Source organism: Nocardia sp. NPDC052566 (assembly GCF_044547285.1).
Lineage (GTDB): Bacteria > Actinomycetota > Actinomycetes > Mycobacteriales > Mycobacteriaceae > Nocardia.
The window spans coordinates 1,231,943-1,245,728 of the sequence record NZ_JBIUAF010000003.1; the positions used below are offsets into that span (position 1 = coordinate 1,231,943).

The 13,786-nt window shown below is 67.6% G+C and carries 10 protein-coding genes and 1 pseudogene; 6 read left to right on the top strand and 5 right to left on the bottom strand.

Going from position 1 to position 13,786, the window contains the following annotated elements; translation table 11 throughout:
- Window positions 1-15: 15 nt before the first annotated feature.
- The 3 genes from ACIG5A_RS19375 to ACIG5A_RS19385 form a co-directional block, all read right to left on the bottom strand.
- A complete protein-coding gene (locus tag ACIG5A_RS19375; RefSeq protein WP_397241641.1) occupies window positions 16-423 on the bottom strand; it encodes a DUF3224 domain-containing protein in 408 nt (135 codons plus the stop codon).
- Between the two features lie 34 nt (window positions 424-457).
- Entirely contained in the window at window positions 458-1,954 is a 1,497-nt protein-coding gene (locus ACIG5A_RS19380) for a flavin-containing monooxygenase (protein WP_397241643.1), read from the bottom strand.
- Window positions 1,955-2,052: 98 nt separating this feature from the next.
- Window positions 2,053-2,703 (bottom strand): TetR/AcrR family transcriptional regulator, encoded by a 651-nt coding sequence (locus ACIG5A_RS19385; RefSeq protein WP_397241645.1) that lies wholly within the window; start codon window positions 2,701-2,703, stop codon window positions 2,053-2,055.
- A 99-nt stretch (window positions 2,704-2,802) separates the two neighbouring features.
- On the opposite strand from ACIG5A_RS19385, the gene ACIG5A_RS19390 reads away from it, so the two are divergent.
- Together ACIG5A_RS19390 and ACIG5A_RS19395 are read left to right on the top strand one after the other, a co-directional pair.
- Complete coding sequence (locus ACIG5A_RS19390; RefSeq protein ID WP_397241647.1) at window positions 2,803-3,234, top strand: hypothetical protein; 432 nt, start codon at window positions 2,803-2,805, stop codon at window positions 3,232-3,234.
- Window positions 3,235-3,245: 11 nt separating this feature from the next.
- Entirely contained in the window at window positions 3,246-3,890 is a 645-nt protein-coding gene (locus tag ACIG5A_RS19395) for a DUF998 domain-containing protein (protein ID WP_397241649.1), read from the top strand.
- A 65-nt stretch (window positions 3,891-3,955) separates the two neighbouring features.
- Here the strand turns inward: ACIG5A_RS19395 and ACIG5A_RS19400 are convergent, their stop codons facing one another.
- Both ACIG5A_RS19400 and icmF read right to left on the bottom strand, forming a co-directional pair.
- The gene (locus ACIG5A_RS19400) at window positions 3,956-5,035 is read right to left on the bottom strand and encodes an amidohydrolase family protein (protein WP_397241651.1); all 1,080 of its coding nucleotides are present in this window, start codon (window positions 5,033-5,035) and stop codon (window positions 3,956-3,958) included.
- Between the two features lie 60 nt (window positions 5,036-5,095).
- Entirely contained in the window at window positions 5,096-8,311 is a 3,216-nt protein-coding gene (gene icmF, locus ACIG5A_RS19405) for a fused isobutyryl-CoA mutase/GTPase IcmF (RefSeq protein WP_397241653.1), read from the bottom strand.
- Window positions 8,312-8,513: 202 nt separating this feature from the next.
- Between icmF and ACIG5A_RS19410 the strand changes: the two are divergent.
- The 4 genes and pseudogenes from ACIG5A_RS19410 to ACIG5A_RS19425 all read left to right on the top strand — a co-directional run.
- Window positions 8,514-9,185: pseudogene (locus ACIG5A_RS19410) on the top strand (hypothetical protein); the annotation flags it as partial.
- 1,190 nt (window positions 9,186-10,375) lie between these two features.
- Window positions 10,376-11,158, top strand: coding sequence for a hypothetical protein (locus ACIG5A_RS19415; RefSeq protein ID WP_397241880.1), 783 nt, complete (start codon window positions 10,376-10,378; stop codon window positions 11,156-11,158).
- Between the two features lie 777 nt (window positions 11,159-11,935).
- Window positions 11,936-12,484 carry a hypothetical protein gene (locus ACIG5A_RS19420; RefSeq protein ID WP_397241655.1) on the top strand — a complete coding sequence of 183 codons (549 nt, stop codon included), beginning with the start codon at window positions 11,936-11,938 and terminating at the stop codon, window positions 12,482-12,484.
- 246 nt (window positions 12,485-12,730) lie between these two features.
- A complete protein-coding gene (locus ACIG5A_RS19425) occupies window positions 12,731-13,699 on the top strand; it encodes a DUF2157 domain-containing protein (RefSeq protein WP_397241657.1) in 969 nt (322 codons plus the stop codon).
- The last annotated feature ends 87 nt before the right edge of the window (window positions 13,700-13,786 follow it).

Here is a 13,786-nt window from a genome sequence, read left to right on the forward strand (position 1 = left end):
TACCGACACGCTGGGTCAGGGCAGTTCGTAGTCGAACCAGACGGTGTGGGTGCCATCCGCGGCGACGGTCATGCCGCCGGTGCCGGTGATGCCGGTCAGGTCGCCGGTACCGCTGGACGGGACGATGAGGAAGAACTCGTTGCTGCGATCGCTGCCCGCGATGGTCGCCGAATGCGCGAAGTTGAAGGTGCCGGAGCGACCGTTGAGCGCACCGTCGAAGGATTCCATCGCGATGTAGGTACCGACGCCCGCTTGCTGATCGAAGGCCGAGGTGAATACGGTGGCCGAGCGCCCGGTGATCTCGCCCTGATATTCCTTCGCGACGGTGGCGACGTTGACCGGAAGTGCGGTGGTGATGGTCGGATCCGCGACCACATCGGTCGGGACGAACGGGCCCGCGGGGAAGGTACCGATTGCTTTCACGCGCGGTAGCGTACCGCGAGCAACCGGCACCCGCTCAGGTCGCGGCGAAGCGGTAGTCGGTGAGATCGAAGTGTCCACTGCGCCATGCCGCTTCGACCGTCGTGGACGGTCGCAGCGGGACATCGCCGTGCTTGTCGAAGTAGTAGCTGTTGGACAGCGCGCAGCTGTCCTGCCAGAAGACCTGGCCGCCGCGGCGGGCCAGCATCTCCTGGAAGAAGCGGGCGTTGGCCGCCTCGGTCACCTCGACCAGTGTCGCGCCGCCCGCGCGGGCGTGCCGCAGGCAGCGCAGGATGTGCCTGGTCTGATTCTCGATCAGCGCGAAATACGAGGAGCCGTTGTAGGCGTACGGGCCCATCACCGAGAAGAAGTTGGGGAAGCCGGGCACGCTGACACCCTCATAGGCCTGCAATCTGTTGTCGTCCCAGAACTTTTCGAGATCGCGTCCGCCGATGCCGCGCAGGCCGTAGGTCGGCATGTTGCCCGATTCCATCACCTTGAATCCGGTCGCCAGGATGAGCACGTCGACCGGATATTCGGTATCCCCGGTGCGCACACCGGTTTCGGTGATCTCGGTGATCGGCGCGGTCTCCAAGACGACGTTGTCGCGATTGAAGGTGGCCAGATAGTCGTTGGAGAAGCTCGGTCGTTTGCAGCCGAGACCGTAACGGGGTGTGAGCTTTTCCCTGATCACCGGGTCTTTCACCTGCTTGTGCAGGTGCGCGAGCCCGGAGCGCTCGGCGAAGGTGGCCATCGGCAGCGTGCCGTAGTAGTGCGCGGAGATCGGAAAGGTGATCTCCACGTAGGCCTGACTGACCAAGCGGGTCACCGTCTTTCCGCCGGGTACGCGCAGTGCCCAGCGGATCGGTGTCGGTAGCGCCGCGTCCGGCCTCGGCAGGCACCAGATCGGCGTGCGCTGGAAGACGACGAGTCGCTCGACCCGCGGCGCGATCTCCGGAATCACCTGCACGGCAGAGGCCCCGGTACCGATGACGGCGACGCGTTTACCGCGCAGATCCTGCGAGTGATCCCAGCGCGAGGTGTGCATGGTGACGCCGCCGAACTCCGAAACTCCAGGGATATCGGGCATCTTCGGCCGGGTGAGCGCGCCGGTCGCGCTGATCAGGAAGCGCGCCGTGAGCTCGTCGCCCGCATCGGTGCGCACCCGCCAGCAGCGCGCGTCCTCGTCGAACGCGGCATCGGTGACGGTGGTGGAGAACCGGATTCGCGGCCGCAGCCGGTGCTTGTCCACGCACGATTCCGCGTAGGCCTTCAGCTCGTGCCCCGGCGCGTACACCCGCGACCAGTCCGCGCGCTGATCGAACGAATACTGATAGCTGAACGACGGAATGTCGACGGCCACACCGGGATAGGTGTTCCAGTGCCAGGTGCCGCCGACGCCGTCGGCGTCGTCGATCAGGATGAAGTCGTCGAATCCGGCCTCTCGCAGCTTGATCGCGGCGCCGATGCCGGCGAATCCGGCGCCGACGATGATCACCTCGTGGTCGACCTCGGCGGGGTGGCTGAACGTCATCGTTCGATCTCCTGTCCCAACGCCCTTCGGTGTCACAGACACCGAAGGCTCCGTCTCCCATTAGGCGCCGGACCGGCGGCGGCGTCAACCGCTGCGCGTCAACCGCTGCGCCGTCCGTAGGCGGCCAGGAACGCTTCGACACCGGCGTCGGCGAGCCGATCGATATCGGCGGCGGCCGCCGGATCGTCCACGCCGTAGAACATGGCGTGGTTGATCGGACCCCACAGCACCAGCCCGGCGAAATGCTGCGCCGCGAGTTCCGGATCCGGCACGGTCAGCACATCTCGCTGGTCGAGCCGCGTGAATCCCTTGGCGAGCGAATCGATTCCGCGCTGGAATGCCAGATCCCAATAGGCGCGGCCGAGTTCGGGGAATCGCTCTGCCTCGCCGATCACCACCCGCCGCAGTTGGAGCACCCGCGGCCTGCGCAGCGACTCGAGTAGCACCCTGGCCAGTGCGCGCAGATCGCGCGGCAGGTCGGCGGAATCGCCGAGCGCGTCCGACGCGCTCTGGATCGCCTCGTCCGCGCTGGTCATCAGCCCCTGGATGATGTGGACGAACAGCGTCTCCTTATCGCGGAAATGCTTGTAGACGGTTTGCTTGGAGACGGCGGCCAGCGTCGCGACCTCGTCCATGCTCGCCGCCGGGTAGCCCTTGCGCAGGAACACGGTGGTCGCGGCGTCGACGATCGCCGCGCGCCGCTGCGCCGACCTCGTTCCCTCGTTCGGCATCGGTGCGATCTGCTGCATCAGCCCTGCTCTCCTTCCGTTTCTTCGATAGTACTAGACGATCCAGTTCCGTTTGTAGTACTGTACCGTCTAGTTCCAGAGCGACGAAAGGAAACTCCGATGACCACCCATCCGACCGACGCCGCGCTGGCCGCACTCGACCGCCTGGTCGGTACGTGGCGGGTCAGCGGCGGCGCCGAAGGCACCTCCACCTACCGCTGGCTCGACGGCGGGCACTTCCTGCTCCAGGAAGCCGCGCTCACCCACGACGGCCACACCTTCAGCGGCCTCGAAGTGATCGGCAGGGAGAAGCCGTTCGGCGCCGAACGGCCCGGCGACGAGCTGAAGACGCGCTTCTACAGCAGCGAGGGGGACACCCTCGACTACGTCTACGAGCTCGCGGGCGACACGCTGACGATCTGGGGTGGGCAGAAGGGGTCGCCCGCGTACTACCGCGGCACCTTCAGCGCGGACGGCAACACACTTTCCGGCGCCTGGGTCTATCCGGGCGGCGGGGGATACGAATCGACGATGACCCGGATCGACCGGTAAGGACAGAAACGATGTACGACAAGCGAACCGATCTTCTGCTGGCCTGCGGTGTGCTGGCCACGCCACTGTTCTTCGTGGTCGCCTTCACCATGGCGGCGACCAGGCCGGGCTTCGATCTCGGCCCGCATATGCTCAGCCAGCTCAGCGCGGGTGACCTCGGCTGGGTGCAGATGGCCAACTTCGTGGTCACCGGAATCCTTTACATCCTCGGTGCTTTCGGCTTCCGGCGGGTGTTCACCGAGGGGCCGGGGCGGGTGTGGGCGCCACGGCTGCTCGCCGTCTTCGGTGCGGGGCTCGTCGCCGCGGGCGTGTTCGTCGCCGATCCGTACAAGGGCTACCCGGTCGGTGGTGACGAGAAGATCACCTGGCACGGCACCCTGCACGGCGTCGCTGCCCTCGTCGCCGGTGTCGTGCTCGTCGCGGCGCTGCTGGTGCTCGCACGGCGCTATTACGCCGAGGGACACAAGATTCGGTCGGTGGTTACGGTGGTGGTCGCGGTGGTCTACCTGGTGCTGCCGTTCAGCAGTCCCGATCAGGGCGGCCTGACGCTTGCGGTGGGCTCGATCATCGGCTGGGGCTGGATCTCGGTGCGGGCACTGCTGGCGATGCCCGCACTCGCGGGCCGCAACGGCTTCGCGACAGCGCATCCCGCCTGACAGTGCTGCTTCAGGAGACGCTCACTGCGCATTGCGCGCGGTGAGCGTCTTCTTGTTGTGAAAGCTCAACTGGGGGAATTGATTCGGTACACCCGCGCCGCCGTGCCGTGGAAGACCTGCCCGAGCTCGGTGGCGCCGCCGCCGTGGCCGGTGATCGCCTCGGCGATGGTCCGCACGCTGTTGGCGATGCTCGTAATCGGTTTGTCCACCGGGTAATTCGAGCCCCAGAGCAGCCGGTCGGCGCCGAAGGCATCGAGCGCGTGTTCGACGAGCGGAGCGACCCGATCCAGCAGCACGGACACGGGAGTCGCGGTGCCGCGCCGTGGTACGGGGTGGCCGAGGATCGGCATCATCAACCCGCTGACCTTCGCGACCACATTCGCATGACTCGCCAGCTCGGCCAGATCGTCGCGCCATCGGACGAAGATCTCCCGGCGCAGGCTCGGATTCGTCCCGGTGCGCTTGCCGACGGCGCCGAAGATGCCCGCGGGCGTGCCGAGGTGGTTGAGCACGATCGGCACCTCGGGGTAGCGCCGGGCCAGCGCCGAAACATCCGGCAGCGCATGGGAATACACCCAAGCCTCGAAGCCGAGCTCGCGTTCGGCGAGGTGCGCGAAGCCGTCCAGGAATTCCCCTGTGGTGAGCACGCTTTCGGTCTTGGTGAACGACCGAACCGCCGGATCGTGATGGTGCGCGACCATGGTGCGGATGCCGCAGAACAGCGGGGACGCCGCGAGGTGCGCGTCGAGCACCGCCGCGAAGCCGGGCGCCGCCGGGTCCGCGCTGCCGAGGATCGCGCCGAGTTCGGGCCCGCCGTCATCGAACGGAAGCCGGGCCACCCACGCGGTTTCGTCGGCCTTGGCCAGCGGTTCCTTGGCGGCCCACTCGACCTCGATATGGGCGACGGCCGCGACCGGGGTATCCGCCGCGTCGGCGCGGTAATCCGATGGCAGGTACGGGTGCAGATAAGCCGAAGGGTCACCGGCGAATTGGATATCGCGCCGCGGTCCGAGCCGCATCGCCATATCGATCGGCAGCGGCAGAAATCGGAACAGCTTGGCCAGCGGGCCGAAATCGCGCGGTGTGGTGAACGGATCCCACTGATGCATATGCGCGTCGATGATGCGGATATTGGGAAAGTCCATGCCTGAGACCCGTCGCCTACGCCGTTGACCCGCCGATTGTCACATGCGGCTCAGCCGGATTCACACATTGCGACGATATTGGCCCCCGACCGTGAAGAAGGTGTCGGTGATCTGTTGCAGCGTGCAGACCCGCGCCGCGTCCATCAGCACCTCGAAAATGTTGTCGTCGGTCCGCGCGACCGCGTCGAGGCGGTCCAGCGCGGCATGCGCCTCGTCGCGGTGCCGGTGCTGGAAGTCGCGGACGCGGTGCAGCTGTGACTGCTTCTCCGTCTCGGTGCCGCGGGCCAATTCGAGCACCCGGTGTGGTTCGCCGTGCGGGTTGCGGAAGGTGTTCACCCCGATGATGGGCAGCGAGCCATCGTGTTTGCGATGTTCGTAGAGCATCGACTCGTCCTGGATGCGGCCGCGCTGATAGCCGGTCTCCATCGCACCGAGCACGCCGCCGCGCTCGCTGATCCTGTCGAATTCGGCGAGCACCGCCGCCTCGACCAAATCGGTGAGCTCGTCGGTGAGAAAACTGCCCTGGACCGGGTTTTCGTTCATGGCGACGCCCCACTCGCGGTTGATGACGAGCTGGATGGCCAGCGCGCGGCGCACCGAATCCTCGGTCGGCGTCGTGACCGCCTCGTCGTAGGCGTTGGTGTGCAGGCTGTTGCAGTTGTCGTAGATGGCGATGAGCGCCTGCAGCGTGGTGCGAATGTCGTTGAAGCTCATCTCCTGTGCGTGCAATGAGCGGCCCGAGGTCTGGACGTGGTACTTCAGCTTCTGCGACCGCTCGTTGGCCCCGTAGCGATCCCGCATCGCCACCGCCCAGATCCGCCTGGCCACCCGGCCGATCACCGAATACTCCGGATCCATGCCGTTGGAGAAGAAGAACGACAGATTCGGCGCGAAATCGTCGATCCGCATACCGCGCGCGAGATATGCCTCCACATAGGTGAATCCGTTGGCGAGGGTGAACGCGAGCTGGCTGATCGGGTTCGCGCCCGCCTCGGCGATGTGATAGCCGGAGATCGATACCGAGTAGAAGTTGCGTACCTCGTTGCGCACGAACCATTCCTGGATATCGGCCATCATGCGCAGGCTGAATTCGGTGGAGAAGATGCAGGTGTTCTGGCCCTGATCCTCCTTGAGTATGTCGGCCTGTACGGTGCCGCGCACGGTCGCCAGCGTCTCGGCTCGGATCGCCGCGGCTTCCGCCGCCGTTGGTTCGCGCCCCTCGGCGGCCGAGAAGCGCTCGAGTGCCTGGTCGATCGCGGTATTGAGGAAGTACGCCAGGATGGTCGGCGCAGGCCCGTTGATGGTCATCGACACCGAGGTGGTCGGCGCGGTCAGGTCGAAGCCGTCGTAGAGCGCCTTCATGTCCTCGATGGAGGCGATCGAGACGCCGGAGGTGCCGACCTTGCCGTAGATATCGGGGCGCTCGGCCGGATCGTGGCCGTAGAGGGTCACCGAATCGAACGCGGTGGACAGCCTTTTGGCCTCGGCGTGCTCGCTGAGCACCTTGAAGCGGCGGTTGGTGCGGAACGGATCGCCCTCACCGGCGAACATCCTGGCCGGGTCCTCGTTGTCGCGCTTGAACGGGAAAACGCCTGCGGTGAACGGGAATCGGCCGGGTAGGTGCTCGGCGCGCAGGAACCGAAGCAGCTCACCGTGATCGGTGAACCGCGGCAGCGCGACGCGGGGAATCGAGTTGCCGGACAACGTTTCCCGGCGCAGTGGCGTGTGGATTTCCCGGTCGCGCACCCGGACCACCTGCTCGTCGCCGCGGTAGGAGTCGGCGATGGCGGGCCACTGCGCGAGCAGTGCGGCATTGCTCGCGGACACCTCGGTGCGCGCCCGTTCCAGTAGCTCTGCGACGGCGGTGTCCTCCGGCAGCTCGGCCGCCACCTGCTCGATCCGCTGAAGGCGTTGCGCGGCAACGGTTTGTATCGCCGTCTCGGCGTGGTAGCCGCGGACGGTCTCGGCGATCTCGGCGAGATAGCGCACCCGAGCGGGCGGGATGATCTGGGCGAACCGGGTGGACGCGCGGGTGTTCACCCGTGGCAGCGCGCCAGGCTCCATGCGCAGACCGTGCTCGGTGAGCAGTCCGGTCAGGTGCTGATACAGGGCGGTCACGCCGTCATCGTTGAAAGTCGCCGCGCTGGTGCCGAATACGGGCATCTCGTCGGGCGTCGCACCGAAGGCTTCGCGGTTGCGGATCAGCTGGCGGGAGACGTCACGCAGCGCGTCGGCGCCACCGCGGCGCTCGAACTTGTTGATGGCGACCACATCCGCGTAATCCAGCATGCCGATCTTCTCCAGCTGGGAGGCGGCGCCGAATTCCGGTGTCATCACATACATCGAGACGTCGACGAACTCGGTGACCGCGTCGTCGCCCTGGCCGATACCCGGCGTCTCCAAGATCACCAGGTCGTAACCCGCCGCCTTGCATGCGGTGATGATCGCGTCGATATTGTCCGGCAGTTCGCGCCCGCCGCGGGTGGCAAGCGAGCGGAAGAAGATGTGATCGCCGTCGAGCGCGTTCATCCTGATCCGGTCGCCGAGCAGTGCGCCGCCGCCGCGCCTGCGCGTCGGGTCCACCGCGAGGATGGCTACCCGCAGCTTGTCCTGCTGATCCGAACGCAGCCTGCGCACCAATTCGTCGGTGAGTGAGGACTTTCCGGAACCGCCGGTGCCGGTGATGCCGAGTACCGGGACCGGGCGGGCCTGTGCCGCCGCCGCGAGCGCCTGCCGGTCGGCCTCGCTCAGCGCACCCTGCTGCAGGCAGGTGATGGCGCGGGCGAGCGCGGCCCGCTCACCGGTCAGCACCGCGTCGAGCGCCGGTGGCGCGGCGGACAGGTCGACATCGCAGGCCCGGATCAGCTGATTGATCATGCCGGGCAAGCCGAGTCGCTGCCCGTCCTCGGGGGAGAAGATGGTCACCCCGGATTCGGCGAGCCTGGCGATCTCCTCGGCGACGATTACTCCGCCGCCACCGCCGAATATTCGAACATGCTCTGCCCCGGCCTTTTTCAGCGCGTCGGCCAGATACTCGAAGTATTCGACGTGCCCGCCCTGATAGGAGCTGACCGCCACACCCTGCGCGTCCTCGGTTAGCACCGCGTCGACCACCTCGCTGACCGCGCGGTTGTGCCCGAGGTGGATCACCTCCGCGCCCTGTGACTGCAGGATGCGGCGCATGATGTTGATCGCCGCGTCGTGCCCGTCGAACAGCGCGGCCGAGGTCACGAAGCGGACGGGATTGGCTGGCGGATGCGGTGCGGTGTCGGCCACGGGATTCCTTCGGCGAGTCCTGTTGGCGCCCGATACTAGGACGTCAAACTAATACTACGGTGATGCCGATCACATCGCCATGAAGGCGCGGGCGGGGTTTTCTTCACCGTGAATGCAAATCGCGACATTTGCGCGGACTCGAGTTGCGATGAGTGTGCTGGCCGCACAAGCAATCCATCTGCACTCTTCAGAAGGACGCGTCATGGCTCGAAAATTCGCTCGACTCGCCGCCGTCGCGGCCGCATTCGGCTGCGCGACCGCCGTCGCCCCGTTCGCGCACGCGGAACCCGCGCCGCTCAACGGCCTGTTCGCGCTCGCACCCGGTGTCTGCGCCGACGGCGTGGTGACCGGAAGCTTCTTCCGGATGATCCTGCCCACCGGCGACGCGGGCGGGCCCTACCTGCAGAACAGCGATTCGCGCTGCAGCGATCAGACCGTCACACCGCTGGCCGCCGGTAGCGACGGCGGGCTGGTGAGCGGTGGCTACCAGCCGCAGCCGGCCGCCGCGTTCGATGCGGCGGGCAATGCCCAGTCCGGGCGGGTGACCACCCCGGTCCGCTTCTACGGCGTCGATTTCGCCACCGCGACCAACCCGACCGATCCGCAGACCGGGGCGGCCACCGCGCTGCCGCAACTGTTCGCCGACGGCGGGCAGCTGTCGGGCGATCTGAGCAGCCTGGGGGTCACCTGGAACAACCAGGTGTTCAACCAGGGCTCGCCCAAGCCCGGCGGCGGACTGCCGGGCAAGACCAGCCGGATCAGCGGAAGTATCGACGGCGCGGGCAATTTCGTCATCGAATGGACCAGCCAGATCGTCGGCGGCCCGTTCAACAACTTCACCGGGCTGTGGCATCTGGCCGGGCAATACCGCGGTGGGCAGTGACCGCCGCCTCCGGGCTGCCCGCCTACGCGGACTACGTCTCCAGCGTGGAGCGGGCCCCGGCGCCCGCCGCGGCGCGCTGGCCGTTCGTGGTGCTGACCGTGCTCGGCGTGCTGCTGATCGTGGCGCCCCTGGCGACCGGGATGTTCCTGCGCGCGGTCAAGGGGGAGGCGATGATCGATGCGTTTGCGCCGTATATGACCGAGTCGAGCATCGCGGGCTACCGCGCCGATCTTCAGGTGCTCGACGATGCGCGCACCAACGTGCTCACGCTGCGCTCACATGATCAACAGCCGGGACGCTATGACCGGGTCGATCAGTTCGTGAGTGACTATCCGAGCATTCACGCCGAGATGTCCGGCATGCTCGACGCGATCGACGCCAACCGTGGGAACTACGAAAAGCTCTCCAGTGCAGCGTCATTCGGTGCTCTACCATGGCTGTTGGCGCTGCCGGGCCTGGTGCTCGCCGGTGCGGGTGTCCTCGGCTTCCGTGCGGCGCGCAACGGAAAGCGCGGCGCGCCATGGCGTGCGGCGTCGGCGCTCGCGGCGCTCACGCTGATCGCCGTACCGATCACCGGCGGACTCTTCCCCGCCGCACCCGCGGCCCAGCCGCTGATCGATGGTTTCACTCCGATCCTCACCCACGACGAGGTGCGCACACTTCAGGGCTACTTCGTCACCCTGGTGGCCGCGGACGGGGAACTGAACAGCAGATACACCGCCGACGTCCGCGCGGCCCACCCCGGCGCCGACCTCACCGGCATCACCGCCCTCGAATCCGGCTGGCAACCCATGACCTCCCGCTTCGCCGCCCTCATCGGCGCCATGAACGACAACGTCACCAACTTCGACGCCGTCGTGGCCCTGAACAACGCCACAAAACCCTTCGGCTTCACGGCCTTCCGCGGCCTCGCCTGGTTCTACATCATTCCCGGCGTCTCGGCTCTGGCCGCCGCACTGTCCGGCCTGCGCAACCCACGTCGAGCCGCGGGCCCGCATTCCGCACCGTCCGCTCGCAATCCTGGGCAGGACCACCCCGCGTTGTCTGCTCGTCGATCTGGCGACCGTCGGGATCCCTTGGTGCGCAGTGCTTTCAACTCCGCGGTGGACTCTCGGCGTGCGCTTGCGCGGTGGAGTGCATCGGCTCGTCGGGGTGTTGCGCGGGCGGGGATCGGTGCGCTGATGGTCACCGGGACGCTGGTTGCGGCGGGATGTTCCAGCGGTGGTGAGGTGCCGACGGCGAGCGCGCCGGAACGGTTGGTGGGTTTGCTGCGATTTACTCCGGGTGCGGTATCCGGGGATACCGTCACGGGCACCTGGTTCCGGATGGTGCAGCCGGGTGGGACACCGGACAAGGGGCCGTATATGCCCAATGGGGATTCGCCTGCGCAAGGTGGGGCGACGACGCTGCTCGAGCCGGGGACGGCAGGTGGCCTGCGCGTCGGCGGGTATCAGAGCGAGCCGAAACCCGGTTTTGCGCAAGGTAATTCGCTTTCCGCGTCGATCACGAAGCCGACCAGGTTCTTCGCCGTGGAGTTCGGCATCTCGACGAATCCGACCGATCCGCAGACCCAGCGGCAGGTGCCGCCGCCGACCGTCGTCAACGACAACGGCAAGCTCACCGCGGATCTGTCCGCCTGGGCCGCGTCGTGGAACGACCAGGAGTTCAACCAGGGCGCGCCGAAGCCGCCGGAGAAGCAGGGCCCGCAAGTGGCGGGCGCCGAGCAGGTGCAGCAGGTCTGGGACTGGGTCGCCCACCAGTGGTTCGACCGGCCGAAATCCGGTGCCGCCCAAGGCCCGTCGGCCACCGGCAGCTACGACCCGAAGACCAGGGCGTTCACCCTCCAGTGGACAAGCCTGATCGTCGGCGGCCCCTTCAACGGCTTCACCGGCGTCTGGCACCTGCAGGGCACCTTCGAACCCGACTCGGCCGCCCCGAAACCACCTGTGGCACCAACGAACTGACCTGAAAGGAGCACTGCCGATGAATCCGAGCAGCATCATCCGCCCTCCGCATTCCAGCTGCCGCCATGGTGGCTTCGCCCGAGCTGCCGTTCGCCCGGGCGGACCAGCTGCCGCCGTGGCGATGTCGCGGGAGTGGCGGTTCTCCGGTCTATCGGCGGCGCGGCCGACCGCCGCCGAAGTGAATAGAAAGCGGGCGAAGCGATGAGCCTGAAGAGTATTTCGCGGCGAACCGTCGGGGTGCGCGCCGTGCGCGCGGTGGCGGCGCTGACCGTGGTCGGCAGTGCCGTCGCGATCACCACGCTGATCGTTCGGGACGACGATCAGGGTGCCGCCGTTGCGGTTTCGCAGGGGCAGTCGGTCGCCGCGATTGCCGCGGCCGCGGCCCCGGGCGTGGAGCCTGCGCCCGGCGGTGCGACCTCTGCGCCCGGCGACGCGGTTACGGCACCGGGTGGTCAACCGCCCTCTGCAGACCATCCGCTGGGTGGGGTCGCCGCTACCACTCCCGGACCCCGGTCGTTGCCGAATAGTGCTGTGCCGCTTGGTGCATCGCCGGGCCTGGCAGCGCCGCCCGGCCCGTCGACGCAAGGAGGTGCGGCGCCGGGACCCAGTTCGTCTGTCCCGATCGCTACGGGCCCGCGGGCGGCAGTCCCGCTCGGTGCGCCGACGCAGGGGAGTAACGGGGCGCCCGGGCCGAGTTCGTCTGTTCCGATCGGTACGGGCACCGGACCGAATTCGGCGGTCCCGCTTGGTACTTCACCGGGTGCACCCAACAACGCCGTGCCGCTGTCACCGGGTGGGGCGCCCAGCGCTGTGCCGGGCCAGGCGAGTCCGTTCGCCGCCGTGCCGGTCGGTACGCAACCGCCGTGCCCGCTCGGCTGGCCCGCGCCGAAGCAGTCGGGCGGTCTCGCATCGCTGATCGGGCTCGCGCCGCTGGCGGGGCCGTTCTCCTCGGAGGCCTTCGCGCTCGGCTCGGTCTATCAGCCGATCTTGCAGCTGGTCGGGCCGGTGCTCGCCGAGATCGCACCGGTGATCACCGCGAATCAGCCGTTGATCGATCCGCTCATCGCCAGGGTGCAAGGCGTGGAAGCCGTTGTGCTGGAGGCGATTCTGCCGTACTACGGTCCCTATCGCGGCCAGCTCATCGCCGCCGAGGGCGATCTGGCCAAGACGCTCGCGCCGATCCTGGCCCGCGCGTACAACAGCGAGATCGCCTCCTGCTTCGTCGCATGGCAGGGGCAGATCATCGATCAGGCCAAGGGCGGCCGCATCACCGTCGCCTCCCTCGCGCACCCCGGAACCCTCGTGGAACTCGGCCCCGAGGAATAGAAATGGTCGCCGAGTGTGAGGGTGGCGAATCGCCGGTATCTCCGCCATGAGTGCACACTCGCTCGCCGAGCAGCGCACCCGATCTCGGGCAACGTGGCGGGGCCATGGCCACGCGGTCCGGATCGCCGCCGTCGGATCTCGCTGCCTGCCCTCCGGTTGGGCACATACCCAGCGTGCGACGGACGCGATCTGATCGTTCGGGCGTAGATCGTTACTACCGGGCTCTTGCGGGGCGATACTGCCTACATGGGGACCGAGAATCGGGTGGGGGCGGCCGTGCGACGGCTGGTCGACCAGGGCGTTTTGACCGAAGCGCAATTAGGTGCGGTGGCGGCGGCCATCGAGGAGGATCGAGCGGAGTCCCGGCCGCCGCTGGGCAGGGTGCTCGCCGAGACCGCCGCGTACGCGGGCGCCGGTCTGCTGCTCGGTGGCGTCGGCCTGGTCGTCGCGTCCTCGTGGGAGGACCTGGCCAGGGTCGGGCGGGTCTGCCTGCTCGCGGTGGTGTCGGTACTGCTGGTGGTCGCCGGATTGTGGTCCGCGGGCGGGCGCGGCGCGCTGTTCCGCCGCGGCGAGGGCCCGCGCACCGCGCGCGTTCGCCTCGCCTGCGCGTTGTTCGCGTTGACCTCGGTCTCCGTCACCGGAATGGTCGGCGTCGCTCTGGACAACAGTTCCGGCAGCGGCAACGGCCTCGTGCTCGCCTTCCTCGCCGGTCTCGCGGTCGCCGTCCTCGGCTATGCGGCCGTCCCGTCGGTGCTCGGCCTGCTCGCTTGCTCGATCTTCAGCCCGATCGCCGTGCTCGCGCTGATCGACGAATGGACGGACGCGAGCGACACCTGGCTGAGCATCGGCGTCCTCGCGGTGGGCATCGCCTGGTTCGCGCTCACCCGTGCCGGCGTGATCGCCGAAACCTGGGCTGGCTATCTGGCCGCCCTCGTCATCAGCGTAATCGCCGCGCAGACACTGGATTTCGACCACGACCACTGGGCCTATGTGGTGACCGCGCTGATCGCGATCGCCTGCTTCGCGCTCTACGCGACGCATCGCTCCCTGGTGCTCGTCATCGGCGGCGGCCTTGCGCTCGCCCTCGCGGTCACCGAGGCCGTGGCCCGGTGGACCGACAACAATCTGGCCGCCGCGGTCACCGTTGTTGTCCTCGGCGCCATCGTCCTCGCCGTCGCGGCCTACCTTCTGACCAGGGAAAAGAGCACCGACTAGCCCGCCGTCGGGGTGGGATGAATCACATTCGCAGCCTGCCCGCTATTTACTTGGACATCCAACTATAGGATGGCCGCATATCGCGTG

Excerpts from the sequence above, each read along its gene's own strand:
- ACIG5A_RS19425 (WP_397241657.1), top strand. The coding sequence starts at position 12,731 with ATGGGGACCGAGAATCGGGTGGGGGCGGCCGTGCGACGGCTGGTCGAC.
- ACIG5A_RS19395 (WP_397241649.1), top strand. The coding sequence starts at position 3,246 with ATGTACGACAAGCGAACCGATCTTCTGCTGGCCTGCGGTGTGCTGGCC.
- ACIG5A_RS19400 (WP_397241651.1), bottom strand. The coding sequence starts at position 5,035 with ATGGACTTTCCCAATATCCGCATCATCGACGCGCATATGCATCAGTGG.
- ACIG5A_RS19385 (WP_397241645.1), bottom strand. The coding sequence starts at position 2,703 with ATGCAGCAGATCGCACCGATGCCGAACGAGGGAACGAGGTCGGCGCAG.
- ACIG5A_RS19390 (WP_397241647.1), top strand. The coding sequence starts at position 2,803 with ATGACCACCCATCCGACCGACGCCGCGCTGGCCGCACTCGACCGCCTG.
- ACIG5A_RS19415 (WP_397241880.1), top strand. The coding sequence starts at position 10,376 with ATGGTCACCGGGACGCTGGTTGCGGCGGGATGTTCCAGCGGTGGTGAG.
- ACIG5A_RS19380 (WP_397241643.1), bottom strand. The coding sequence starts at position 1,954 with ATGACGTTCAGCCACCCCGCCGAGGTCGACCACGAGGTGATCATCGTC.